General features: G+C 71.4%; 16 protein-coding genes and 1 pseudogene. 6 read left to right on the top strand and 11 right to left on the bottom strand.

Annotated elements, in window-relative coordinates:
- Positions 1–30: 30 nt before the first annotated feature.
- Entirely contained in the window at positions 31–1,143 is a 1,113-nt protein-coding gene (locus tag OYE22_RS06480) for a WYL domain-containing protein (RefSeq protein WP_277319516.1), read from the top strand.
- 13 nt (positions 1,144–1,156) lie between these two features.
- Here the strand turns inward: OYE22_RS06480 and OYE22_RS06475 are convergent, their stop codons facing one another.
- Both OYE22_RS06475 and OYE22_RS06470 read right to left on the bottom strand, forming a co-directional pair.
- Entirely contained in the window at positions 1,157–2,128 is a 972-nt protein-coding gene (locus OYE22_RS06475) for a PaaX family transcriptional regulator C-terminal domain-containing protein (RefSeq protein ID WP_277319515.1), read from the bottom strand.
- Between the two features lie 32 nt (positions 2,129–2,160).
- The gene (locus OYE22_RS06470; RefSeq protein ID WP_277319514.1) at positions 2,161–3,774 is read right to left on the bottom strand and encodes an AMP-binding protein; all 1,614 of its coding nucleotides are present in this window, start codon (positions 3,772–3,774) and stop codon (positions 2,161–2,163) included.
- A 117-nt stretch (positions 3,775–3,891) separates the two neighbouring features.
- Here OYE22_RS06470 and OYE22_RS06465 point away from each other — a divergent pair, with 117 nt between their 5' ends.
- Positions 3,892–5,196, top strand: coding sequence for an acyl-CoA dehydrogenase family protein (locus tag OYE22_RS06465; RefSeq protein ID WP_277319513.1), 1,305 nt, complete (start codon positions 3,892–3,894; stop codon positions 5,194–5,196).
- Positions 5,193–5,681 carry a RidA family protein gene (locus OYE22_RS06460; RefSeq protein ID WP_277319512.1) on the top strand — a complete coding sequence of 163 codons (489 nt, stop codon included), beginning with the start codon at positions 5,193–5,195 and terminating at the stop codon, positions 5,679–5,681. The genes OYE22_RS06465 and OYE22_RS06460 overlap by 4 nt, the downstream gene beginning before the upstream one ends.
- A gap of 402 nt (positions 5,682–6,083) precedes the next feature.
- On the opposite strand, the gene OYE22_RS06455 is transcribed toward OYE22_RS06460, so the two are convergent.
- The 7 genes and pseudogenes from OYE22_RS06455 to OYE22_RS06430 form a co-directional block, all read right to left on the bottom strand.
- On the bottom strand, positions 6,084–7,151 hold the full coding sequence (locus OYE22_RS06455; RefSeq protein ID WP_277319511.1) for an iron chelate uptake ABC transporter family permease subunit: 1,068 nt from the start codon (positions 7,149–7,151) through the stop codon (positions 6,084–6,086).
- Positions 7,151–8,110, bottom strand: coding sequence for an iron ABC transporter permease (locus OYE22_RS06450; protein ID WP_277324014.1), 960 nt, complete (start codon positions 8,108–8,110; stop codon positions 7,151–7,153). Before OYE22_RS06450 ends, OYE22_RS06455 begins: the two co-directional genes overlap by 1 nt.
- A gap of 88 nt (positions 8,111–8,198) precedes the next feature.
- Entirely contained in the window at positions 8,199–9,263 is a 1,065-nt protein-coding gene (locus tag OYE22_RS06445) for an iron-siderophore ABC transporter substrate-binding protein (RefSeq protein ID WP_277319510.1), read from the bottom strand.
- 639 nt (positions 9,264–9,902) lie between these two features.
- The gene (locus OYE22_RS33390) at positions 9,903–10,613 is read right to left on the bottom strand and encodes a phospholipase D-like domain-containing protein (RefSeq protein WP_348652266.1); all 711 of its coding nucleotides are present in this window, start codon (positions 10,611–10,613) and stop codon (positions 9,903–9,905) included.
- Positions 10,614–10,727: 114 nt separating this feature from the next.
- A pseudogene (locus tag OYE22_RS33385) lies at positions 10,728–11,702 on the bottom strand (AAA domain-containing protein); the annotation flags it as partial.
- Positions 11,627–12,889 (bottom strand): AAA domain-containing protein, encoded by a 1,263-nt coding sequence (locus OYE22_RS06435; protein ID WP_348652265.1) that lies wholly within the window; start codon positions 12,887–12,889, stop codon positions 11,627–11,629. The pseudogene OYE22_RS33385 and the gene OYE22_RS06435, both read right to left, overlap by 76 nt.
- 321 nt (positions 12,890–13,210) lie before the next feature.
- On the bottom strand, positions 13,211–14,797 hold the full coding sequence (locus tag OYE22_RS06430; RefSeq protein WP_277319507.1) for a CBS domain-containing protein: 1,587 nt from the start codon (positions 14,795–14,797) through the stop codon (positions 13,211–13,213).
- 229 nt (positions 14,798–15,026) lie between these two features.
- Between OYE22_RS06430 and OYE22_RS06425 the strand changes: the two genes are divergently transcribed.
- The 3 genes from OYE22_RS06425 (at position 15,027) to OYE22_RS06415 (ending at position 25,271) form a co-directional block, all read left to right on the top strand.
- On the top strand, positions 15,027–16,418 hold the full coding sequence (locus OYE22_RS06425; protein ID WP_277319506.1) for a serine/threonine-protein kinase: 1,392 nt from the start codon (positions 15,027–15,029) through the stop codon (positions 16,416–16,418).
- A gap of 101 nt (positions 16,419–16,519) precedes the next feature.
- Positions 16,520–19,669, top strand: coding sequence for a DEAD/DEAH box helicase (locus OYE22_RS06420; protein ID WP_277319505.1), 3,150 nt, complete (start codon positions 16,520–16,522; stop codon positions 19,667–19,669).
- Positions 19,670–19,742: 73 nt separating this feature from the next.
- The gene (locus OYE22_RS06415) at positions 19,743–25,271 is read left to right on the top strand and encodes a DNA methyltransferase (protein WP_277319504.1); all 5,529 of its coding nucleotides are present in this window, start codon (positions 19,743–19,745) and stop codon (positions 25,269–25,271) included.
- A 78-nt stretch (positions 25,272–25,349) separates the two neighbouring features.
- On the opposite strand, the gene OYE22_RS06410 is transcribed toward OYE22_RS06415, so the two are convergent.
- Positions 25,350–25,538, bottom strand: coding sequence for a DUF397 domain-containing protein (locus OYE22_RS06410; RefSeq protein WP_277319503.1), 189 nt, complete (start codon positions 25,536–25,538; stop codon positions 25,350–25,352).
- A complete protein-coding gene (locus OYE22_RS06405) occupies positions 25,535–26,401 on the bottom strand; it encodes a helix-turn-helix transcriptional regulator (protein WP_277319502.1) in 867 nt (288 codons plus the stop codon). Before OYE22_RS06405 ends, OYE22_RS06410 begins: the two co-directional genes overlap by 4 nt.
- Between the last annotated feature and the right edge of the window lie 24 nt (positions 26,402–26,425).

The following is a 26,425-nucleotide window of genomic DNA, read 5'->3' as shown; positions in this document are numbered from 1 at the left end:
CCGGCCGCATCTCGTGCCAGGGTGGCCGCCATGGTCGAGACCACGGCGGCACGCCTGTTGCTCCTGCTGTCCCTGTTCCAGTCGCGTCGCGAGTGGCCGGGAGCGGCGCTGGCCCAGCGGCTCGCGGTGAGCCCGCGCACGGTACGCCGGGACGTGGAGCGGTTGCGCTCGCTCGGCTACCCGGTGCACGTCACCAAGGGCCCGGGCGGCGCCTACCGACTGGGAGCGGGGGCGCGGCTGCCGCCGTTGCTCTTCGACGACGACCAGGCGCTGGCCATCGCCGTCGCGCTCCAGACCGCCCCGGTGACGGTCGCCGGCATCGGGGAGGCCGCCGGCCGCGCCCTGGCCACCATCCGCCAGGTGCTGCCGACCCCGCTGCGCCACCGGATCGACGCGGTGCGCGTCACCGCGATCGACAACGCCTGGGACTTCGCCGCTCCCCCCGTCACCCCCGGCCTGCTGCTGGCCCTGGGCACCGCCATCCGCAACCACTCCGTGCTGGCCTTCGCCTACGCGAGCGCGACGCCCCCGCCCGAAGCGGCCCTCGCCGCCCCACCCGCCACCGATCCGACCCCGAGCCACCCGACGGCGCGGGAGCGGCGCGTGGAACCGCACCAACTGGCCGTGTGGTCCGGGCGCTGGTACCTCCTCGGGTGGGACCTCGGCCGTGGCGCGTGGGCCGCCTTCCGCGTGGACCGGATCGCCCTCGGCCCGGCCACCGCCGCCCGCTTCACGCCCCGCCCGCTGCCGAGCACCGACCCCGCGGCGTTCATCACCGGCGAACTCGACCGGGGCGACACCCCCGACCACTGGCCCTGCCGCGGCGAGGTGCTCCTCGACGCGCCGGCCGCCGTGATCGCCCGCTGGGCGCCGGGCGGCGCGCTGGTCGAGGAGGTCGGCCCGAACCGCTGCCGGCTCACCCTCGGCGCCTGGTCGTGGACCGGTCTCGCGGCCCTGTTCGGCACCTTCGGCAGCGACATCGAGGTGGTCGGGCCGCCCGAACTGGCCGCCGCCTGCGCCACCCTGGCCCGCCGCTACGCCGCCGCCAGCCGCTGCCTGCCCGACCCGGCGGCGGGCCGGATGCCGGACCCGGCGGCGCGCCGGACGCCCGACCCGGCGGCGGGCCGCGCGGCACCGGGGTAGCTTCGCGCGGGCCTCAGCCCGCCGCCGCCTCCCGCGCGAACGCGGCCCCCGCGTCCCGCAGCCGTTCGTGCAGGCCGGCGAAGACGCGGGCCGAGCGCTCACCGGGCCAGTCCCTCGGCAACAGCGCGGGCGGCAACCCCGGGTCGGCGTAGGGGAGCGCGCGCCAGGAGTCGAGGGCCAGCAGGTAGTCCCGGTAGGCGTCGGCCGGCGGCACGGTGGTCCGCCGTGACCAGCGCCGGAGCACCGGCTCGTGGGTGGCGAGGAACGCGTGGTGTCGGGCGGCCAGCGCTTCCAGGTCCCACCACCGGCGCACCGCGTCCGCCGTCGCCTCGAACCCGGCGTGTGCCCCTCGGAAGAGGTCCACGTACCCGTCCAGGCCGAGCCGGCGCAGGGTGTGCCGGGTCTCCTCGTACAGGTGGGCGGGGGCGATCCACACGCCGGGGGCGGCGGTGCCGAAACCGAGTCGGGCCAGCCGGGAGCGGAGCAGGTGTCGCTTGTTGCGCTCGTGTTCCGGCACCGAGAAGACCGCCAGCAGCCAGTCGCCGGCCGAGGCCACCTCACGGCCCCGCCCGCCGGCTCCGCCGGGCGCTTCCCGGACATCGGAGGCATCGGGGGCAGCAGTGGCACCAGCTGCATCAACGGTATCGGGAGCATCGGGGGCGCCGGTGGGGCGCGCGGTCAGCCGGTAGGCGCCCAGGCGGCCGTAGATGCGCCGGTCACCGTCGTCGAGGAGCTGGACGGCGTCCGGCGACGGCGCGTAACCGGCCGCGCCCCGCGCCGTCTTCGCGGCGACCAGCAGCCCGCGCCGCTTGAGCCGGGAGACCGCGGAGCGCACCGAGGGCGGGTCCACGCCCACCGCGCCGAGCAGCCGGATCAGCGCCGCGACCGGCACCGTCTCGGGTTCGCCGCCGGCGCCGCGGCCGTAGGCGCCGTAGTACGTCACGATCAGGGAGCGCGGGGTGTGCTGGGCGAGCGGATCGGTCACGCGGTCACTGTAGAGCGGTGCCCCGGTCGCCCTCAGCCGCCCTCGCGCAGCCGGTACCGCTGGAGCTTGCCGGTGGGGGTGCGCGGCAGCGCGGGCAGGAACCGGAACTCGCGGGGGCACTTGTACGGGGCCAGTTCGGCCCTGGCGAACTCCCTGAGCGCCGCCGCCGCGTCGGGCCCCGGCGACGCGCCCGGGCGCAACACCACGTGCGCGACGACCACGGCGCCGCGCGCCTCGTCGGGCCGGCCGGTGACGGCGGCCTCGACCACGTCGGGATGGCGCTGCAACGCCTCCTCCACCTCCGGGCCCGCGATGTTGTACCCGGCGGAGATGATCATGTCGTCCGTGCGGGCCACGAAGCGGAAGTAGCCGTCGGGCTCGCGGACGTAGGTGTCGCCGGTGAGGTTCCAGCCGTCGCGCACGTACTCCCGCTGCCGCTCGTCCGCGAGGTAGCGGCAGCCGGTGGGGCCGCGCACCGCGAGCGCGCCGGGTTCGCCGTCCGGCAGCGGCGCCCCGTCGCCGTCCACCACGCGCGCCTCGAAACCGGGCACCGGGACGCCGGTGGTGCCGGGGCGGATCGCGTCGTCGGCCGCCGCGATGAAGATGTGCAGCAGCTCGGTGGCGCCGATGCCGTTGATCAGCCGCAGCCCGGTCGCCGTGTGCCAGGCGTGCCACAGCGCGGCGGGCAGGTTCTCGCCCGCCGACACGCAGCGCCGCAGCGAGGAGACGTCGTGTTCCGCCAACTGTCCCAGCATCGCCCGGTAGGCGGTGGGCGCGGTGAACAACACCGAGACCCGGTGCGCGGCGATGTCACGCAACAGCTTGGCCGGCCCCGCCCACGCGTCCAGGAACGCCGACGCGCCGGCCCGCAGCGGGAAGATCACCAGGCCGCCGAGGCCGAAGGTGAAGCCCAGCGGCGGGCTGCCCGCGAAGACGTCGTCCGGACACGGCCGCAGCACCCGGGCCGAGAAGGTGTCCGCGACGGCCAGCACGTCCCGGTGGAAGTGCAGGCACCCCTTGGGCCGCCCGGTGGTGCCCGAGGTGAAGGCGATCAACGCCACGTCGTCGGCTGCCGTCGGCACCGCCTCGTACGCGGCGGGCCGGGCGGCGGCCAGGCGCAACAGGTCGTCGGGGGCGGACGACCCGTACGCGGCGATCCGCAGCCCCGGCACGCCGGCCCGCTCCAGGTGGTCGAGGCGGTCGGCGGCGCACACCGCGTGCCGTATCCGGGCCAACTCGCAGATGGTGGCCAACTCCTGGGGACGCTGGTTGGCCAGCACGGTCACCGCGACGGCGCCCGCCTTGAGCACCGCGAGCCAGCAGGCGGCCAGCCACGGCGAGGTGGGACCGCGCAACAGCACCCGGTTCCCGGGCCGCACCCCGAGGTCGTCGGTGAGCGCGTGCGCGAGCTGGTCGACCCGCGCCCGCAGTTCGCCGTACGTCCAACGCTGCCCGCCGGCACCACGCAGCGCGACCCGGTCGGCCCCGCGCCTGCCGTCGGACTCGGCGAGCAGTTCGACGGCGCAGTTGAGCCGGTCCGGATAGCCGGGCGCGGGCGGGTCGCGCAGCAGGGTGGGCCACGCGTCCGGGGGCGGCAGGTGGTCCCGGGTGAAGGTGTCGGTGTGCGCCGACGGCGTGAGCTCCATGGCGGATGCGCCCCCTTGGACCGATGGGGAAGTGCGGCAGTCCTGTCCCGAAGATGCCCCGTCAGCGTAACGTGTTGGTGACGGCAGTCAACATGTCGCGATAAAGGAGGGGTGCCGATGAGTGCCTTCGCCCTCGATCCGCAACAGCGCCGGTGGTGCGCCACGCTGCGCACCGTCGCCGCCGACCGGTTGCGCCCACTGGCCGAGCGCGGCGCGCCCGGACGGGTGAACCGACCGCTGGTGGCGGCCCTCGGCGAGCTGGGCCTGCTGCGCCGCCTCTTCCCCACCGCGACGGACGAACCGGGTGCCGGCCCGGGTGCCGACCCGGAGGGAGGCGCGGCCGGGGCGGGCGCCGAAGCGGACGCCGAGGCCAGGACCGGCGCTCGTGCCCGTGGTGGCGCCGACGATGGACCGAGCGCCGCACGCGCCCTCGACCTGTGCCTGCTGCGCGAATCGCTGGCCACCCAGTGCGCGGAGGCCGAGACCGCCCTGGCCCTCCAGGCCCTCGGCTGCTATCCGGTGGTCCAGTCCGGCACCGCCGAGCAGCGGGCCCGCTGGCTGCCCGAGGTCATCGCCGGGCGCGCGGTGGCCGCGTACGCGCTCAGCGAGCCAGGGGCCGGCTCCGACGCCGCGGCCCTCACCCTCGCGGCACGCCCGGTGGGCCCGGCACGCCCGGCGGGCGCGACCGATCCCGGGGCGGCGACCGGAACCGCGACCGGGGCCGGGAGTTGGGAGCTGACCGGTGAGAAGTGCTGGATCTCCAACGCCCCCGAGGCCGACTTCTACACCGTCTTCGCCCGCACCACACCCGGCGCCGGCAGCCGCGGCATCACGGCCTTCCTGGTACCCGCCGACCGCCCGGGGCTCGGCGGCGAACCGCTGGAGATGCTCAGCCCCCACCCCATCGGCCGGCTGACCTTCGACGCCGTGCCGGTCACCCGCGCCGACGTGCTCGGCGAGGTGGACGCCGGTTTCAAGGTCGCCATGCGCACCCTGAACCTGCTGCGCCCCAGCGTCGGCGCCTTCGCCGTCGGCATGGCCCAGCACGCGCTCGACCTCGCCCTGGCCCACGCGCGTCAGCGCACGGCGTTCGGCGGGCCGCTGCGCGACCTCCAGGCCGTCTCCCACCAGCTCGCGGAGATGGCCACCCGCACCGAGGCCGCCCGCCTCCTGGTCTACGCGGCGGCCTCGGCCTACGACACCGGCCAACCCGACATCGCCCGCCGCTCGGCCATGGCCAAGCTGCTGGCCACCGAGACCGCGCAGTACGTCGTCGACGCCGCCGTCCAGATCCACGGCGCCCGCGCGCTGGAGCGCGGCCACCCACTGGAGCACCTGTACCGCGAGGTCCGCGCGCCCAGGATCTACGAGGGCGCCACGGAGGTCCAGCGCACCATCATCGCCAAGGAGCTGTACCGATGACGCCCTCGCCCCCCACCCACCAGCCGCAGCCCCCCGAGCCGGAGCCCGACCCGCACCGCGCGAGCCCGCCCGACCAGCCCACCGCCCCACCGCTGCGCCGCGTCAACCCCGCCGAACTCGCCCCGCCCTCCGGCTTCTCGCACGCCGTCACCGCCACCGGCGGCCAACTGGTCCTCCTCGCCGGACAGACGGCGCTGGACGGCGCGGGCCACCTGGTGGACGGGCCGCTCCCCGACCAGTTCGAGCGTGCCCTGAGCAACCTCCTCACCGCGCTCCGGGCCGCCGGCGGCCGGCCCGAACACCTCGCGCGGGTCACGGTGTACGCCACCGACGTGGCCGACTACCGCGCCCACGCACCCGAACTCGGCCGCGTCTGGCGCCGCTTGGCGGGCCGCGACTACCCGGCGATGGCCGTCGTGGGCGTGGTCCGGCTGTGGGACGAGCGGGCACGCGTGGAACTGGACGGCATCGCGCTCCTGCCGTAGCGGGGCCGTGCTGGGACCAGGCCACCGGTGGGCGACGGGCGCCGGCGCCGCGCCGCAGGCCAGCGCCGTGCGATGCGCCGAGCGGAGCAGTCCGGCGTACGGCTCGGGGCGTACCGCCCCAGCTTGGGTCCACCCCAGGGTGTGCGCGGACGTAGCACCACCGTTGGATGTGCCACCGCCGCCCGGCGGCATAGCGTCGAAGACGTAGCACGGCCGGTGCGGGGGAGGGGCACAGGCACCGGCCGCCCGCACGGGGGTGCGTGGCGTGGCGGCGCGCGATCAGCGCCGCCCCGCCACGCGTGGCCCGCGCCCGCACACGAGGGCCCGGAGGGAACGCCCATGGCGAGGCCGAACGACAGCGAGCCGAAGGAGGAGAGGAGGAGCGAGGCAGCGCGTCCCCTGTTACGCAGGCTGCCGCCGCCACTCCCGTACCAACAGGTAGCCGAGATAGGCGCCGCCGACGGCCATGGTGTAGATCCCCACCGGCAGGTCGTCGAAGAGCGGCAGTTGCTGCGCGGCCAGGTCGGCCGCGACCAGCAACAGGGCGCCGAGCAGCGTGGACACGGCGAGTTGCGGACCGGTGCTGCGCGTGAGCCGCTTGGCGATCTGCGGAGCAGTGAGGGAGATGAACGCGATGGGGCCCGCGACGCTGACCGCGCCCGCGGAGAGCGCGATGGACAGCAGCACGGCCGCGGTCTTCGTACGGCCGGGGCTGGCGCCGAGTCCGGTGGAGAGGTCGTCGCCCATCTCCCCGATGGTCAGCGGCCGGGCCAGCAGCGCGGCCAGCGGGAGGCAGACGAGCAGGACGGTCCAGATGATCGTGGCGTCGTCCCACGAGCGGGCGGCGAGGCTGCCGTTGACGTACGCGGCCAGGGAGCTGGCCTTGTCCCGCTCCACGGCGTAGACGACGTACTGGGTGACGGCCGTCGCCATGGCCGCCACGCCGATGCCGGCGACGACCAGCCGGCCCGGGCTGCGGAAGCCGGTGCCGGTCGAGACGTAGACCAGCCCCATCGCCAGCAGCGCGCCGAGCAGCGCGCCCACGGACGCCGGCACGAGGTCGGGCAGGAACAGCGCGACGGTCGCCGCGCCTGCGCCGGCACCGGCGCCGAGCCCGATGACGTCCGGGCTGCCCAGCGGGTTGCGGGTGACGGACTGGAAGAGGGCGCCGGACAGGCCGAAGGCCGCGCCGGTGGCGATCGCGACGGCCAGCCGCGGGCCGCGCAGCCGGTCGAAGACGAACGCGTCCTTGCCCGTGGCCTCGCCGAACAGCACGCTCGGGATGTCGGCCAGTGCGATGCCGAGCCGGCCCATGGTCAGCGTCGCTGCCGCCGCGACGACCAGCAGGACCAGCGTCGCCAGGCCCACCACCACGGCCGAGACGTGGAAGGGCACGGCGACCCGGGGCCCGATCCGCAGCGTCCCGCGACGCGGCCCGGACCGCCGGGTCAGTGGCTGGGTGGTCGTCATCACGCCCCCCTCATCCGACGTACGGCCAACAGCAGCGCGGGCGCCCCGACGCAGGCGGTGACGACGCCCACCATGAGCTCCTGCGGGCGCAGCAGCACCCTGCCGATCACGTCGGCGAGCAGCAGCAGCGAGGGACCGGCCAGGGCGGAGAACAGCAACTGGAGCCGGAAGTCCGCGCCCACCAGGGCGCGTACGAGGTGCGGCACGGCCAGCCCGACGAACGCGATGGGGCCCACCGCCGCCGTCGCGGACGCGCTCAGCAGCGTCGCGGCGAGCAGGCCGGCGCCCTTGACGCGGGCGGGGCTGATACCCAGTGAGGTGGCCTTGTCGTCGCCCATGGCCATGGCGTTCAGGCTCGGCCCGAGGAGCAGCGCGACCGCGAGGCCGACACCGGCGAAGGGCAGGACCGACCAGAACACGTCCCAGCCGCGCCCGCCGAGCGCGCCCACCACCCAGTAGCGGTAGGTGTCGAAGACCTTGGGCCGGGAGAGGGTGACGGCCTGGATGAACGCGGAGAGCACGGCGCTGAGCACCGCGCCGGCCAGCACCAGACGCACCGGGTTGGTACGGCCGCCCGCCGTGCCGATCACGTGTACGGCGACGCCCGCGAGGAGCGCGCCGGGCAGCGCCCACCACATGGTCTCCCGCTGCCCGGTGGCGCCGAGGTAGGCGGTGGCCGCGACGATGCTCGCCGAGGCACCCGCGTTGATGCCGAGCAACCCGGGTTCGGCCAGCGGGTTGCGGGTCACGCCCTGCATGAGCGTGCCCGCGACGGCCAGGCAGACCCCGGCGAGCACGCCGATCGCGGTGCGCGGGTAGCGGCTCTCCACGACGGTGCGCACATAGCTGTCGCCGCCCCCGGTGAGCACGTCGAGCACGTCGGAGGCGGCGGTCGGCTTGCTGCCGTACATGACGCTGGCGAACAGGGCGATCGCCAACAGGAGCAGGCACCCGAACAGGGCGAGGGAGAGCCCGGCAGGGCCCCGACGCTGTGCGCCGGGGCCCTGCCGGGCAGCAGAGGCTGTGGTCACGCTCGCAGCTCCGCGGCTACTTGCCGGACTTGGCGACGGCCGCGTCGATCAAGGGCAGGTACCGCTCGATGCTGTACGGCACCGTCAGCGGGTTGAGCATCGAGGAGGCGGTGACGAAGGACTGGTCCTTGCTGTAGACCAGCGCGCCCTTCTTGACCGCGGGGATTGCGGCGTACAGCGGCTGCGCCTCGATCTCCTTGCGGGTCTTGTCGTCGGTGTAGAAGGTGAAGGCGACGTCGCTCTTCTTGAGCTTGTCGGCATTCTCCAGGCCGATCAGCGCGGAGTCGGTGCCCTCGGTCTCCTTGAAGGTGTTGACGACCGGGTCGACCTTCAGGCCCAGCTTGGAGACCATCTCCACGCGCTGCTCCTGCGGCTTGAAGACGCCGAGGGTGCCGGGGCCCGAGGTGTAGATGTAGGAGAACGTGACGTTCTTGTAGTTCGGCTTCTTCGCGGCGGCGTCGGCGAGCTGCTTGTCGATCTTCGCCGTCAGCTCCTTGGCCTTCTTCGGCTGGCCGAGCGCCTTGGCGATGAGGTCGATCTGCTGGTCCCAGTCGGTGCTCCACGCCTTGTCCGGGTAGGCGACGGTGGGAGCGATGTCCTTGAGGATGTCGTACTGCTTCTGCGTGATCCCCGACCACGGGGCCAGGATGACGTCGGGCTCCAGCTCCGTGATGGCCTCGATGTCGAGTTCCTCACCGCCGGTGAACTGCTTGGGCAGCTTCTTCCCGGACTTGGTGACCGCCTCGTGGATCCACGGCAGGTAGCCGGTCTTGTCGCTGCCCCACTCGTACTTCTCGATGCCCACCGGTACGTTGCCGAGCGCGATGGCCGTCTCCGCGGAGCCCTGGCCCAGGGTCACGACGCGCTGGGGCTTCTCCTTGATCTCGGTCTTGCCGAGCGCGCTCTTGATGGTGACCGGGAAGGCTCCGGCCTCGGCCGGGGCGCCCGCGTTCGCCGCGTCCTTCTTGCCGTCGTCGTCCTTGTCGTCCGAGCCGCAGCCCGTCACCAACAGGGTCAGCGAAACGGCTCCGGCCGCGGCCACGGCGGCCCGGCGGCGCAGGGAGGTCAGCAGAATGGGCATCGCGGAAGATCCTCGTTCTCAGGCACCAGGCGTCGGAACCGCCTCCCGCTGGCCCACCCCAGGGTCATGTTTCGGCCTGGGGCGAGGGCGCAACGACAGGCGGCCGACGACGATTTTAGGTGAGCCTAACCTACGTAGACCGCGACGAACATCGCCCCCCGCCTGCCCCGCTGCCGGCAGCCCGGACGTGAGGCGGACCCGAAGGGCGCGAAAATGCCGACTCGACCAAGAATTCCTTTGGCCGATAAGGGCGTTGTGAACGGGCGGCTAAGTGATCTAGGGGCAGTGGGTGCGAGCAGAGGCCGCCGACGCGGCACGCCGCCCCCGCCCCTCGCGGCCGCGGGCCGACGGGAGGGGCGGGGGCGGCGTCGTCTCGTCTCAGATGTCCCGGAAAGGATTCGCGGGTCCCCTGACCTGCGGTAGCGGTCCATCGTGCCCCGCTGACCTGCGCCAATGATCTTTCGGTTGTTTCATGCTCGTGCCTGTCGATGCGGGTGGAAGTCCCAGAAATGTCCCAGGCATCTCGGCCACCACCGCCTCGGCGCTGCCCCCCCCACGTGTAGGGGCCGGTTGTGAGGGGGGACTGGTTCCACTCGAGCGCCCGTACCGCTGGCTTCGGGGTGCCCAGAGGGGGGAAGATCAGCGACCGCGGGCCAGCCGGATCTTCTGGTTCCATGCGTTGGTACCGCCCTTCGGCGTGGTCTTGCAGGCGGCGGCGTAGCAGCGCCAGACCCAGTCGTCCTTCTTGTAGCGTCGGATCTCGATTTCGTCGCCCCCGCACCGTCCGCAGGAGGGCGGATCGGCGAACGTCGCCGCATGCTCGTGCTCCAGCAGCTTGCGGGCGAAGTGACCGCCCCGCATGGTCAGCATGATCTCCCGGGTTGACTTCTGGGAGAGCGAATTGAGGCTGCCGAGCAGAACCGTCTGCTCGTCGATGACGACAATCTTCTGGTGCATCTCGTACACGGGCACGACCGTATCGACGACCTGTCGCAGCTCGGCGATCAGGACCTGGTTCGTCTCCTGCTTCTGGAGCTTGTCGGTGTCGGCACGGATGAAGACGTTGATCCGCACACCGCGGTCGGCGGCGGCTCGAAGATCCGGCAGCAGCGAGTTCAGGCGCGTGGCGACCCAGGGGGACCAGAGCCACAGTGATCGCCGGGCTCTTCGGATCTCTTCCGAGAAGGCGCGGTAGAACCCCCGTTCGTCCTCGATCTCCGTCACTTCGACATGGCGGCCGAGGACTTCGGCGAGCGCGGAACCGAACTCGCCCCGGTAGGGGACCGAGGCCGTCGGAGGTGTGATCAGGTTCCGGGCGTGCAGCACCCGGACACCCGGCGTGTTGACCATGGCGGCCAGCTGGCCGAGAGCCGTCGCTCCGCCCGCGGCCCATAGGCGCTCCGGGCTGGCGATGACGTACAGCCTGGTTCTGACGCGTGTGACGGCGACGTTGAGCAGACGTACACCGTCACGGGGCCAGGGGTTCGTGGCGGGCTGGCGGTGGGCGTGGGCCATCCACAGGGGCCGGGTGGTCTTGTCGCCCTCCACGGTGTCGAAGACGACGATGTCGAACTCTCGCCCCTGGAAGCGGTGGGCGGTCCCCACTTCCGCCGGGTTGCTCCCTTCCGGTTCCTCGACATCACGCAGGGCCTCCAGCGTGGCTTCCGCCTGAACGCGGTACGGGGTCACCACGCCCGTGCTCTCGCCGAGTTCGCGGTGCACTTCCACCAGGGCGCGCGTGATCAGAGCACCGGCGGGCCACCAGCCGCGACGGCTACCGGGCAGGTGGGGTCTGGCCAGTTCGTGGAGACCGTCCGTGTCGATGAGTACGATCTCGGGGTCGTTCTCCATACGCGCCGACCGTGATCGGCTTCCCTCGCTCAGCGCGCCACCGTACGCGAGGTCGTTCGCCAGTCGCATCACGGCAGGACCGAACCGGTGCTGCTCGGTCAGAGTGATGCAGGCGGGATGGTGCCGAGCGTCGGTGGGTGAGTGGATACCGCAGTGTGCGAACACACCCGGGAGCAGCCAGCGCTGGATGTCCTGGTGTCTCTGCTCCTTGAGCTCAGGAGGCACGACGGCACCCAGCTGCATGAAGTCCCCCAGCAGAACGGCGGCCCTGCGGGACTTTCCGGTCGCCAGAAGCACCTCGGGCAGGGTGGCGGCACCCGCCTCGTCCACGAGCACCACGTCGTACGGTCCGTCCAGGACGGCCCGGTTCGTGCGGAACCGGGCCAGCGTGGTCGCGACGAGCCTGGCCCCCTTGATGATCTCTCCCTGGGCGTTGCGGGCCAGCCGCTCGTACTCCTCCTGGGTTTCCTGGTAGGCCTTCTCCAGTTCCGCGCGGTGTGCCACATCGGCAGTCACCGCGGGGCGGAGCCGACCCGCGCGCTCGAACATGGCGGGCCACCCCTTCTGCTCCGCCTGTTTCGCCACTTCGTAGGCATGAACGGCGCGCTTGGCCGCCTCTGCCGCCTGGGAGAAGTCGGCCGCACACCGGCTGAGGCGTTGTCGAGTCCGATCCGAAGCGGCCTGTGCCGCGGCGGCGTCGGCATGCAACGCGGCGATCTGATCTCGAGTGAGGGGGATGCCTTCGCTGAGTGCGGTGATCCGGGCTCCGAGGGCCGTGGCATGGGCTGTGGCAGTGGCCCGGGCCTCGCGGCGGCTTGCCGGGCCGTCGCGGCCGACCGTTCGGCCTCCTCCAGCCGTTGGCGGATCCCTGCGGTCTTGTTCTGGGCGCGGCGCTTCGACCACGTTCTTGTCGACTCGGCCTCACGCAGTTCTCTCCGCAGGGGATCACAACGGTCCTCAGCCAACAGGGCAGCCGCCTCCCGGAGCGCGACCGCTTCGCGTACCTTGGCCACCTCCGACGAGAGCTCGTCCACCTGGTGCCACTGGTGGCGGGCGGGGGCCGCGGCCTTGTCCCTGGCCACGGCCGTCCGGGCCACGGTGACCGCTTCCTCGTGTTCTCGGGAGGCCCGGTCGTGCCGCTGTTTCGCATCCTCGACCCGAAGCCTGACCGACGCCGGATCCTCTCCGGGAGTGCGCAGCAGCTCCAGAGCCGCGTAGTACGCGGACGAGTCGAAGCGGGTCAGCACGGCCTCCAGGCGGGCGAGTTCGGCTGCCCGCTCCTTGATCGCGACCAGTTCGGACTCCAGCGAGCCGCGCCGCTGCGCAGTCTCCGCGAGCCGTGCCCTGACCATCATCGGCAGGGAGACGGACGGATCCTCGGCCACTTCCTTCAAGTGCGGCGGGCCGACACGCACGATCTCTCCGGGCCCGTGCCGCCGTTCGCGCACCACCCCCAGCAGCGCGTTGTCCACAGCGATGTTGGTCGCGGAGACGAGGAGCAGCCGGTCGCCGCGCGCGAGGAGATCACCGATCGCCCTCTTCAGCACGGTGGTCTTGCCCGTCCCCGGAGGCCCCCAGACGAGGTGGACGCCTTCTCCGAGGCACGCGCGATGCGCGTCGGCCTGGGCGGGATGGAACCCCGGCGGGTCCTCCGCCGGCTGCCGCGGCCCGCCGATGGTGCCCGCCGCCAGTGCGGCAGCCAAGGGGTGTTCTCCGAGCCCCGTGATCCCTTGGCGCAGGGCCTCCACGAGGAACGTGGGAGGCTGCTTCTGCATCCACAGATGGGCGTCGGCGACCTCGGCGAACCGGGCCACCTTCACCGTGAGGAGACTGCCGTTCTGCACAGCCTCCGAGACGGTGAACCCCTCCGACTCGATGGTGTCGGCCTCCGGGCCGGCGAGCCGCAGACTGTCGAGCTGGTCCGGCCCGATGTCGGAACTCCGCACATCCACGACGTACTCGCCAGGACAACCCGCACGAGCCGCACGGCCGACCCGCTGCCATCGAGGCTGCCTCCCCGCGCCGCCCTCGATGGCGATCCACTCGCCGAGCGCAGCGGCGATCTCCTCCCGCCACCCCACCGGGGCCCCTCCCTGTCAGTTGTGCGGATCCATGGAGCGGAGCAGTTCGAGCAGCCCCTGAGCGGGGTGCAGCTGGTCGTCGGTTACGGGGTCGGGACTGAAGTGCATGAGGCCGTTGCGGAAGTTCCGGCAGTCCTCGAGTGCGGAGAGGAAGTGCTCCTTGTCGATGGCCCAGCCCAGGGCCGACCAGTTCTCGGGGACCTTGAACAGGTGGCCGTACGCGCCGAACGTCAGGTTGGCTGCGGAGTTCACTCGGGAAGCGCGGTGCCTGGGTACGACGGCACGAATCCGCTCGATCGGGATGCTGCGGTCGACGATGCGCCTCAGGCGCTGCTCGATCTCCTCGACGAGTACGAACGGACGGACACGAGTGCCGAACTGGACCGTGAGGTCCGAGTCGGTGATCAGACCGCACACCTTGTGGTCGTGATCCCGCACGAGGACGTAGCCCGACTTCTGGATGGTCCCGATCCAGTCGAGCAGATCATCGGACCGGTCCGCCTCCTGAGCCCGCACCGTGGCGGCCGCGAGGTCGGCTCCGGGATCGGCCATGCGGGCACGTCCGATCGACTCCCAGCTGACGACTCCGCGCAGCCGCCCGTCCGCATCGAGAACGGGCAGCTGACTGTAGTCGCGCAGCACCATGAGGGTCATCGCGGTCCCGAGGCTGTCCCCGACCCGTACGCACTCCGGCATGCGGTTGGCCGAATCGAGGTTGCTCACCCGGTACGCGACGGTCCGCGCCGTCGGGTCCTCGTCCGCCAGGTGTCCGGCTGCGTCTGCCGCGTTCTGGACCACGGCCGAGAGGCTCGTCGTGCCGGTGAGGCGGGTCATGGCGCTCGTACCCGCCTCGTCGGGCTCGGCACCGCCGGCCACGACCGCGATCTGGCTTTCGAGGCTGCCCTCCGTGAACGGAGGTACGGTGACGAGCCCGCGGACGTCCAGGTCGTTCTGGATCTGCTCGACGGCGGCCGGGTAGCGCCGCGGAAGGCTCCAGACGGCGAGGAAGTCCCGTACGGACAGGGTGAGGGGTTCGTCGGCGCTCCGCCGCCGGACCTCCTCGAAGAGTTTGGCCGGTTCGGTCAGGGTGGCGGCGAACTCGTCGGCGTCGGGACGGCCCGGATCGGGCTTTCCTTCGGAGAGAGCGGCTATGCGCTCCGCCGCCCCGAACCGGCTGAGCTCGAAGACCGTCAACAAGGACCCCATGCTGTCCTGGAGATCCGACTGGATCGACTGGCGATCGATGTCCTTGACGAGCCATTCGATGCGCCTGACGTGACGGAATCCGTCCGGTGCGTCCGCGCGGTACTCGTAGTCGCCCGAGACCCGGCCGATGGCCACGAGCAGCGACTTCTGCGGGAGGACGACAAGATCTCCCGGCTGTATCTCGTGGACGAAACGGAAGAGTTGTCCGGTCCAGTTCCCTACGGTGTAGGGCCCCTCGTCCGGATAGGCGGCAGCCACGGCCGCCTTGATGTCGTCCCGCGTGGCGGCGCCCGTCAGATCCCCGAGTTCCCACCAGCCGGCGATCAGGACGCCCTCCTCCAGGGCGGCCTTCTCCCGCTCGCCGTTCTCCCCCGCCCGTACGACCCAGGCCCGCATCCGGCCCCCTCCCCTGAGGAACTTGACAGACGACCGTCGTGATCGTGTGGCGCGACTTTAGGGCAGGCGGGGCGTGCCGCCCCTTGGCAAGGGCATATTTCCGTCACCTCGGTGGCCTGGTCGCCCACCGTGACCCGGCGGACGCGGAAGGGGAGCCGGGCGGTCGTAGACTGATCGACAGCCGTGGGCCGGGGCGAGGGCCGCGACGACCGTGTGGGGGAGAACGCCGGTGAAACCTTTGGACTTCGATATCGACCCCCAGGTGGTCGGGCCCTTCGAACTGCTCGCCCGGCTCGGCGCGGGCGGCATGGGCGTCGCCTACCTGGCTCGGCGGCTGCCTCTCGGTCTGACGGACGACCTCACCGCGGCCTACCGGCTGGCCGAGCCGGGCGGTGACGAGGAGGCCGTCGAAGGACGGCTCGTCGTGGTCAAGATGATCCAGCCCGGCCTTCTCGACGGTGAGCCGGACACCAGGGAACGGTTCGATCGTGAGATCGACGCCGTTCGGGCCGTGATCAGCGCCCGCGTCCCCGCCGTGATCGCGGCAGCCCCTCCGGGAGCGGCCCGGCCCTGGTTCGCCATGGACTACATCGCAGGCCCCGACCTGCACACGATGGTGAAGCTGTCCGGCACCTTCCCGGTCGGGGCGTACGCCGCGCTCGGGCTGGCACTCGTCGACGCGCTCCGGGCGATCCACGGGGCCAACCTGCTGCACCGCGACCTCAAACCCGGCAATGTCGTCCTGGGGCCGCACGGGCCCGTGGTGCTGGACTTCGGCCTGGCCGTGCTCGCGGAGAGGCAGGCCAGTCAGGCGCTCACCCAGACGGGAGCCGTCATGGGCACCCGTACGTTCATGCCGCTGGAGCAGTGGAAGGACACCAAGCGGGTCAAGGAGCCCGCGGACGTGTACGCGCTGGGCGCCACCCTGTTCTTCGCCGCGACCGGTCGGGCCCCGTATCCGTTTGCGCCGATGGAATCGCCGCCGAGCTTCAGCGGGGTCGACAAGGACTTCGTCCCCCTCCTCGCCCAGATCCTCGTCGCGACCCCGAGCCAGCGGCCGACCCTCAAGGCGGTGGAGACGGGACTGCTCTCCCTGCTGACCGACGCTGATCTCACACCACAGGACGCGGCGGACCAGCTCGCGGCGCTCGTCGCCGGTTCCGGCCTGATTCCGGAGCTTCCCGCGAAAGCCGGCACCGGCCACGCCGACCCTGCCATCCAGGAGCGCGCCCAGAAGGCGGTCGACGCGGGTGCCGCGCCGGACGCTCCGTGGGGGAGCGACGCCGACGACCTGTCGGAGATCGACCCCGGGTTCTACGGGCTCGTCGACACGGACGAGATCGAACTGGCGGCCGAGGCCCAGGGGGCGGCCGCGGAGGAGGCGGTCGCGCCTCCGGGCTACACACCCACACTCGTCGATCAGGCGCCGACCCCCGCGGAACCGGAGGCCGAGGTGGTCTCCGCCCACCTGCCCGCTCCCGGGGCGGAACCACTTCCCACCAGCTACTCCCTCGACCCTCCGCATCCCGTCCGGCCACCTCGGCCCTCGGCCCCGCCCCCGGTCGCCCTGCGGGTCGCCGCGGAACTGCGCGAGGCGTACGCGCACCGGGGCGACCTCTAGGAACGGGGCCTGCCCCGTGACGGTGGACCGTCCCCAGGCGTCCGGCGGACCGCCTACCCTTCAAGAACCCCCTTATGACCCGAAAGGCAGGACCGCCCCCGATGCCCGACGCAGTGCCCGGCACCTCCGAGGCCCGCACCGACACCCAGGTCACGACGGCGCCCGAGGGACCTCCGCCGGCCGGCACGGTGATCGAGGTGCGGGACGAGGAGTGGATGGTCCGCAGCAGCAGGCAGGTGAGGACCGGGGAGTACCTGATCGAGGCCGTCGGCGCCTCCGACCTCGTACGCGGGCAGGAAGCCAGGTTCCTCGCGCCCACGATGGACCGGCCCCGCGTGCTGTGTCCGGAGGACACCGAGCTCATCGCCGACGGGTCGCCGCACTTCCGGCGCAGCCGTCTCTTCCTGGAGGCGGTGCTCCGCAAGACTCCGCTGCCCCAGACGGAGCGTCGCCTCGCCCTGGCCGACGGCTTTCTCCTGGACCGCATGGACTACCAGCTCCGGCCCGCGGCGAAGGCCCTGGCCAATCCGCTGCGGCCACGGCTCCTGATCGGTGACGTGGTGGGCCTGGGTAAAACTCTGGAGATCGGGGTGCTGCTCGGCGAGCTCGTCCGCCGCGGTCGCGGCGAGCGCATCCTCGTCGTCACGCCCGCACCCGTCCTCGAGCAGTTCCAGCACGAGATGTGGACGCGGTTCTCCCTGCCGCTGGTCCGCCTGGACAGCGCCGGCATCGCCCGTATCGAGCGAAAGATCCCGGCGGGACGCAATCCGTTCACGTACTACAAGCGCGTGATCATCTCCATGGACACGCTGAAGAACCAGCGCCGCTACCGGCCGTGGCTGGAGCACATCCACTGGGACGCGGTCGTCATCGACGAGTCCCACAACCTCATCAACCAGGGCAGCGACCGTCGGGCTCTCGCCGACCTGCTCGCCGAGCGCACCGACGCGCTGATCCTCGCCAGCGCCACCCCGCACAACGGTGACATGGCGGCCTTCACCGGGCTGATCCGCCTCCTCGACCCCATGGCGGTCAAGGACCCCCGCGACCCGAAGGCCGCCGAACTGGAGCACCTGATGGTGCGCCGTACCAAGGTCAGCGACGAGGTGGCCGGCCAGCTCAAGGACTGGGCCCCGCGCGGTGACTCCCGGCCGGTCCGCCGCCAGGCCAACGAGCTGGAGGAGGCGGTCTTCCAGGAGCTCGCCGACCACTGGCTGAAGCGCCCCGCCGACGGCACCGCACCGAAGGCCGGTGCCGAGGACCACCTCTTCCCCTTTGTCCTGCTGAAGTCCTTCCTCTCCTCCCACCGGGCCCTCTTCGCCACCGCCCGCGACCGGCTCGCCAAGACCGGGCACCCCCTCCCCGACAAGCACAAGATCACCGATGGGGCCCCGGCCGGCATCGTGCCCGCCACCCCCGAGACGACCTCGCTCCTGCGCCTCATGGAGCTGGCCCGTGCCATTGAGCGCGCGACCGCCGAGGGCAGCGCGCCGGAAGCGGCCTCCAAGCTCGCGGGCCTGGTCGACGAGCTGCGCGAGATCGGCGTCAAGGCCGGCAGCCCCACCCGCGCGGTCGTCTTCTCCGAGCGCCGCGAGACCCTCGACTGGCTGGGCCAGGTCCTGCCGCCGCTGCTCGGCTGGACGGACCGGGACGACGCCAAGGCGGCGGTCAAGGTCCTGCACAGCACCGGCGTCTCGGACCGGGTGCAGATGGAGTATGTCGACGAGTTCGCCCGCGCGGGCGGCGACGTCCGCCTGCTGCTCTCCGGCGACGGTGCCTCCGAGGGCGTCAACCTGCACCGCCAGTGCCACCACCTCATCCACTGGGACCTGCCCTGGAGCCTCATCCGCGTCGAGCAGCGCAACGGCCGCATCGACCGCTACGGGCAGACGGAGCGGCCCGAGTTCCGCGCGATGATCCTCGAATCGGCGGTCGAGGGCGCGCTGGACGACACCCATGTCGCCGAGCGGGTTCTGGCCCGCGAGCAGAAGGTGCACGCGATCCTCGGCGCCGTGGAGGCGACGACCAAGGAGAACGACGGTGCCCAGGAGGAACGGCGCGTCATGGAGGCGTTGTTCCGGGGCGCGGCCCCGCAGGAAGCGGTGGCGGACCTGGAGGCCGTGGCCCTGACCGAGGGCGACGCGACGACGCCGGAGGACCTGCCGCTCGCACAGCGGCTCAACGCGGAGTTCGGCACCGGCGGAGACCCGTACGAGGACTCCAAGTTCGGTTTCGACTTCGACACGGACTTCGAGGACGAGATCGGCTTCGACTTCGACGACAGCGCGGACGACGGCTCCGAGACCGTCGGCGCCGAACCTTCCGGCGACGGAACGGCAGTCCGGGAACCGGCTCCGGACGCCCGTGGCGCCGCCGCCCCCCTCCGCTTCGTCGAAGAACTGCGGTTGTTCACCGACCGTCGCGACTACCTCCTCACCGGCCTGGAAGAACTCGCCGACCTGGAGTCCTTCCGCCTCGACACCACCGTCGACGGCACCGACCTCAGCTTCGACACCCCGGAGGACCTCGCCGACCGGTTCGACGTCCTGCCTCCTGGCTACCTGCGCGACCACGGCATCACCCGCCGCATGAAGCTCACCTTTAGTCCCAAGGACGCGGCCGACTCCCTCAGGCGTGCCCGAGAGGACGCCGACTCGCCCTCCCTCTGGCCGGACGCCCACTACGTCGGCGAACTCCACCCCGTCCTGGAGTGGATCACCGACAAGGTCCTCGTCCAGCTGGGTCGCCAGCAAGCGCCCGTGCTTCAGGTGGACTGTGCCCGCGTGCCGGAACCGGTGTTCCTCACCCAGGGCGTCTGGTCCAACCAGGACGGCCGCCCGACCGTTGTGGCGTTCCTCGCCGTCGACCGGCTCGGCCGCGAGGGCGAGGCACCCCGGGTCCGTGAGCTGTCCCGCGAGCTCCTCGCCGACCTCGGGGTCCGCCCCGACATGCCCGACCACTTCGCCCAGGGCGACCCCGCCGCCCTCCAGCAGTACGTGGCGGCAGCCGTCCATGCGACCCGTCGCACGATGACGGGGCTGCGAGCCAAGGCGGAGGAACTTGTCGACCAGCCGCTGCGGGAGTACGAGGAGCGGGTCGGACTGTGGCGCCAGCAGTCCCTTCCCGGCTTCAGCGGCGGCCGGACTGCCCGCGACCGGGCCGCGGAGAACCTGGAGAAGGCCGCCACCCGCCTCCGTACCGCCGGCGACCCGATGGTACGGGTCCTGGCCGTCCTGGAGCCGAGCTCATGACCGTCCCCACCGCGCACGGCGCGGCTCACGACCTCCATCCTACCCGTCACGTCATCCTGCAGGAGCGCCACGCGTGAAGTTCGACGCGCTGATCAACGAAGGCGAGTACTTTCCGCCCTTCTACCTGGACACGATCCTGCCCAAGCAGCTCAAGACCGGCCGCCTGAAGGGATGGGCGGCCGAGGAGCGGCACGGCCGGCCCACACCGCGGCAGGGTCTGCGCGACCTCTCCGGGCGCTACTTCGACGTACGGATCACGGTCGGCGGGGAGGCGGAGAAGTTCAACGTCCAGCCCGATCCCGACGCCGAAGCCGCCCAGCAGCTGGCCGCCGAAGAGCTGAAGGCGCATAGCGGCCCCGACGAGCTGCCCGCGTTCCGGCCCGCGACCGGCGCGCGTACGGACGACGGTCCGGAAGGGACCTGGCGGGCGGCGCTGGACACCTGGCACACGGACGTCCTGAAGGCCCTCGGTTTCACCCCGAAGCCCGGACACCTCACCGTCCACGGTGCCGCCGGACCGGTCGCCGTCCCCGTCGCCCACCACGAGCCCGGCATCGCGGTCCTGACCGGCGGCTTCGCCCACGACATCGCCGCCACCCGCGGCGACGGCCCGGCCAACCGGCTCCCCGCTCCCGTCCGCGTCGCCTCCGGCCGCACCCTCACCACGGTCACGGACCTCGCCGCCTGGCTGCTCGCCGCCGACGACGCCCCCCGCTACGCGCTCCTCCTCTTCGGCGGCATCATGGTCCTCGCCGACCGCGAGAACTACGCCCGCGGTCGGCACCTCGCCGTCAGCCTGGAGGTGGCGCTGCCCCGCAAGGGCACGAAGGGCGCGACGGCCGGTGAGATCGACGTGATCGCCGCCCTCTTCGGAGCCCAGGCGTTCCGTCCCGCCGAGGACGGCGGGGACGACGACATCGCCCGCCTGGTCGCCGAATCCCGCGACCACTCCGTCGGCGTCACCGAGACCCTGCGCGAGGGCCTGAAGGAATCCGTCCAGCTGATCGCCAACGAGGTCCTGGACCGCGCACGGCAGCAGGACGTCACCCCCGGCGACCTCCCCGCCTGGCTCCCCGACACCCTCGCCGAGCCCGGCTCGCTCCAGCGGGTCCTCACCAAGGAATCCCTGCGGTACCTGTACCGCATCCTCTTCCTGCTGTACGCCGAGGCCCGCCCCGAGCTCGACATCCTCCCGATGAAGAGCGCGGAGTACGCCTCCGGGTACAGCGTGGCCCGGCTCCGCGAACTCGTCGTCCAGGAGAAGCTGTCCAGCACCTCCCGCGACCGCTACCACTTCCACGACTCCCTGGACCTGCTCTTCAAGAAGGTCTTCACCGGCCACCCGGTCGCCGACACGCTCACCACCCGCGACACCGCCATGGTCGCCGAGCGGGCCTCCGAGGCGCTGGCGGAGGACGACGGCTACGAGGGCGTACGCATCGAGGCCCTGCGCTCCCGCCTCTTCGACCCCGCGTCGATAAAGCTCGTCGACGAGGTGATCGTCCACCCTGACGACCTCGACCCGGAGGGAAGGCCTCAGGACGGGGCCCGTGCCCTCGACCTGCGGCTCCGCAACAAGGTCCTGCACCAGGTGCTGCGCCACCTGACCATCGCCGAGGGCACCGGCCGCACCGGCCGGGGCGGCTTCATCTCGTACGCCAACCTCAGCATCAACCACCTCGGCGCCGTGTACGAGGGTCTGATGTCGTACACCGGCTTCATCGCCGACCAGCCTTTGTACGGGGTCGCCAAGGGCGGCAACCCCAGCGGCGGTTCCTGGCTGATCCGCCCTGAGCAGGTCGCCTCGGGGCGGTACCCGGACGGCCCGGAGGACAGCGTCTTCGTCAAGACGGACGTCAACCCGGAGACGGGGCAGCGGGTCGCGATCCCGCACAAGGTCGGCTCGTACGTCTACCGCCTCGCCGGCCGCGACCGCCAGACCAGCGCCTCCTACTACACGCCCGAGTCCCTCACCCAGGCGACGGTGGAGCAGACCCTCCGCTTCCGCCTCGACGAGAAGGGCGCGGTCGACCCCAAGGAGCCGGAGAAGGCGTGGGTCAACGCCGCCGACGTCCTGCGCTGGCGCGTCTGCGAACCGGCCCTCGGCTCCGGGGCGTTCCTCAACGAGGCCGTCAACCAGCTCGCCGAGCTCTACCTGCGCCTCGCGCAGCGCGAGCGGGGCGTGGAGATCGACCCCGAGGACTACCAGGCCGAACTCCAGAAGGCGAAGGCCTACATCGCGCTGCACAACGCGTACGGTGTCGACCTCAACGAGACGGCCGTCGAACTGGCCGAGATCTCGTTGTGGCTGAACACCATGTACCGGGGGATGAAGGCGCCTTGGTACGGACTGCACCTGCACCGGGGCAACTCGCTGGTCGGTGCGGCCAGGAAGGTCTACCCCGGCAACAGCCTGCGGGACGGTGGCTGGCTGACGTCCAAGGCCCCGCAGAAGCCCCGGCACGTGCCGCTGACGGAGAAGCTGAAGACGCGGGAGGTGCACCAGTTCCTGCTGCCGGCGATGGGGTGGGGCTCCATCGGTGAGAAGGTCTCCGTACGAACCCTGAAGAAGGGCACGCCGGAGGAGGTCGTCAAGGCTGTCGTCGACGGCGACGTCGTGGACTGGCTGGACCCGAAGCTCGTCGAGGCGCTGCGGAAGTGGCGGTCGGCGATGCGGCGGAACCCGAAGGGAGCCCCGAAGAAGAAGGGGGCCGGTGTTGCCTCTGGCAAGCGTACGTCGGCGGCAGCGCATCCCCTGGGGACGGACGAACTGACCCTGAACCTCGGCTTGGAGATCTGGGACCAGCCGGCGCTGATCGGCGGCCCTTCTGTTGCGACCGGTGCTCCGGGAACCGACGAAGACCGGGACTCCGGCGAGAAGTACGAGACGGGCCGCCTCATCCGCCTCGCCCGCCGCGTCGAGTTCCTCTGGGACCTGGTCGTCATGCGACTGAAGCTGTCGGAGCGGGAGATCTCCCGGCACGTGGACGTGTGGGGTGCGCCGGCGAGCGCCGAAGACGGGCCCCACCAGCCGATGGACCGCGACGCCGTTCTGGAGGCGCTGCACCGCAGGGGAACTCCGTACTGGCGGCTCAAGCAGCTGATGGACACCTGGTGCGCGCTGTGGTTCTGGCCGCTGGAGGACATCGGCCAGCTCGACGGCTCGGACGCCTCGTACTACCGGGGGCCGGGCGGCGAGGATTTGCGCGCCCTCCCGAAGGACAGCCGCCGGCGCCGCGTCGCCCTTGCGGAGCTCAAGGATTGGCTGGAGTTCGCCGAGGCGGTCGTGGGGCGCGTGGACGCGACGTCGGAGGAGGGGAAGCAGGGGGCGCTGCTGTCCTTCGACGGGGTCCAGAGCCTGGAGGAACTGGACGCGAAGGAGCTCGAACTCGACGCTCTGATGCAGGAGATGACGGCGTGGGACGACCCGTTGGAGCTGGGAGATACGTTCCCGTGGTACGAGACGGCGGCCCGGATCGCGCGGGATCGGGGGTTCTTCCACTGGGAGCTGGACTTCGCGCATGTGTTTGCGGAGGGCGGGTTCGACTTGATGGTGGGGAACCCGCCGTGGGTGCGGCAGGAGTGGTTCGAGAACATGGTCCTCGCGGAGCTTGAGCCGTGGTTCGTGCTGGGCGGGAAGGATGCGGAGGCCGATCGGCAAAGGCACGCGGCAGAAGTGTTGGCCAAGCCCGAGCACAGGTCGTTCTACCTGGACGAGCTAGGAACTGTTGCTGGCGTGTCGGAGTTCCTGTCGTCGGTCGACACGTACCCGGAGCTGGCAGGCACAAGGCCAGACATGTACCGAGCTTTCATGTTGCTTTCCTGGAGGGCCACGGGTGAGCGTGGCGTTGCCGGGCTGATTCATCCGTCGACGCATCTCACGGGGGCGAAGGAAGGAGCGTTGCGGAGAGCGACGTATCGGCACCTCCGGCTGCACGCCGACTTTGAGAACCAGCGTTCGTTGTTCGCGAAGCCAGTCGGGCACAGCCGGCACTTCAGCGTCAACGTGTACGGGCGGTCTCGGCAGGAGATCTGTTTCCAGCACCTGAGCTGGTTGTTTGCTCCCGAGGTGTTGAACGAATCCGTGCGCGACAAGAAGGAGCGCCCGCTTCCCGGAATCAAGTACAAGGGCAAGTGGGACATCCGCCCGCATAAGGACCGTGTTGTGACAGTGGATAAGGGCGTTCTCGCGAACTGGCGGAAGCTGGCCAGTGAGGACAATCCGGTGCCGCTGGAAGAGACCAGGCTCCTCTTCCCCGTGACCACGGCCGAGGAAGCGGCCATCGAGGCGCTAGCTAAGTGGCCCCACCGGCTCGGCGCATCCAACCCGCGCATCTCGATCGGCTTCTACGAAACGCAAGATCGTGCAGCAGGCTACTTCACGTGGAGGCCCGGCCCATCTGAGAGCTGGAGAGACGTCATCCTTCAAGGCCCGATGTTCGGTGTTGCGACGCCGTTCCTCCGCAGGGCGGTAGAGGGGGCGACAGCCGCCAACAAGCTAGAGGCATGGAACCCGAGAACACTGGATGACGGTGCTGTCCAGCACACGAACTATCGCCCTGCGGGAGATCGTGCCAAGTATGTGGCTGCACAGGATCAGTGGCCCGACGCGGGCCGACTGGCTCAACTGCGGGAAGATCCGGCAGCCGTAGCGGCTGCTGAGGCCGACGTCAGGGCTGCCGATCCTGAGTTGGAGGGTGATGCCCTCGAAGCAGCGGTTAAGGCGCTTCTGAGGGCGGCGAGCATGCGGCCGTACTCGGAGTTCTACCGGGTGGCCTGGCGCGAGATGATCGCCTCTGATACCGAACGGAGCCTCTACGCCGTGCTCGTCCCGCCTGGGGCGAACCACATTCACGCGGTGCGGAGCGCTGCTCTCCCGTCGTCGCGACACACAGCGCTCGCTGCGGGGTTCTTTGCGTCGCTGGCCCTTGACTACTTTCTCCGGAGTTCTGGCCGAGGTCACCTGGACATCTCCGACGCCAGAATCATGCCCGCCCCAACGCCAGGCCACCCCCTGGAACAGGCCCTCCTCCTACGCACCCTCCGGCTCAATGCCCAGACCAACGCCTACGCCCCCCTCTGGGAGGAGCTCTACGACTCGGCCTGGCAGCAGGACACCTGGGCTGCCTCGAAGGAATGGCCCGACGGCACCCCGCCGCTTTCCGCTGGCGTCGGGCCTACCTGGTCCCGCGACACACCCCTCCGTGCAGAGTTCGCGCGCCGCGCCGCGCTCGTGGAGATCGACGCACTCGTCGCCGTCTGGCTCGGGATCAGCGCCGATGAGCTGGTCGCCATGTACGACGCCCGGTTCCCCGTGCTTCAGCAGTACGAGGAGAACATGTGGTTCGACGCCAATGGCCGCCGCATCGCGAAGGCGCATCAGCAGTACGGGTACGGGCAGCCCAAGGACGCGTGGAAGCAGCTGAGCAAGCCCGAGGCGTTCCCCGAGGAGTACGAGGTGCCCGACGGGTACACCGCGCCGCTGTACCGGGCCAACCGTAAGGCCGAGATGCGGGCCGCGCACGCCGAGTTCACGCGGCGGATGTGGAACGTCGGGTGGGAGCCCGGTGACACGCGGGCCCCGGAGGACACCAAGGCCTGACCCCGTACACATACAGACGAGAGCCCTGCCGTCCGGCACAGACCGGCAGGGCTCTCGCGCGTACAAGCGCGGGCTGTACTACTCCGCCGAGGCGAGCCCGACGAACCCCGCCCATGCCTCGCGCGACACCTTGAGGGCCGGCCGGGACACGTCCTTGGAATCACGGACGTGCACGGCTCCCGCGCCAGTCGCGACCTCGACGCACTGGCCGCCTTCGGCGCCGCTGTAGCTGCTCTTGAACCAGGCGAGGGATTCGGTGTTGTTCATAGCCCTCCCAGCAACTTCTCGATGAACTCCAGCGACTCTCGCGGGGTGAGAGCCTGTGACCGGATGATCCCATAGCGGGCGGCGGCGAGAACGGCTGGCTTCGGGTCGGTCTCCAGGACACTGGCACCCTGGGCCTCGGCGTAGACGAACCCCTTGCCGTCCTCGCGCGTGATGACGGTGAACGGTCCGTCGACACCAGCGTTCTCATCGCAGCCGAGCGGCATGACCTGAATCTCGACGTTCTTCCGCTGGCCGATGAGGAGGAGTTGCTCCAGCTGCCCGCGCAGCACGATCTTCCCGCCGAACTTCCGTCGTAGCACCGACTTGCACATCACGAAGCTCAGCAAGGGCTCTGGCCGTCGGTCGAAGACGTCCTGCCGGGCCAGCCGGGCGGTCACCCGCTGCTCGATCGTCTCCGCGTCGAGCGGCGGACGGCGATTGCCGAGCAGGGCCCGCATGTACTCCTCGGTCTGGAGCAGACCGTTGACTACCAAGGTGTCGTACGCCAGCAGCTCTATCGCCCGCTTCTCCAGCTGCGCCATCCCCTGGAAAAACACCGGGTACTGCGCCTTCTCCACCTGCTCCTTCCACACCGACAGCAGGCCGCCCGCGTCCAGTACCTCATCCGCTCGGTCGATCGCCCTCGGCGGCGGGATCCGCCGCCCCTGCTCGAACGACGCGATGCTCGACGCCGAGTACCCCAGCCGCTTCCCGAGCTCCTCCCGCTCCATCCCCGCCCGCACTCGCAGCGTCTTCAGGCTCTGCCCGAACGCCGCGACCACGCCCTGACCCGACTTGTCCGCCGCCCGTCCGCCATCCGCCGCCTCGCCCTCGACCTCGGGTTCCGTCTGCTCCGCCGTCATCCCACCCTGCTTCCGCCGTACCCC

The sequence above is a fragment of the Streptomyces sp. 71268 genome (assembly GCF_029392895.1).
Taxonomy (GTDB): Bacteria; Actinomycetota; Actinomycetes; order Streptomycetales; family Streptomycetaceae; genus Streptomyces.
The sequence above is the reverse complement of the archived record's forward strand: the minus strand, read 5'-3'. Positions and strand labels throughout refer to the sequence as shown.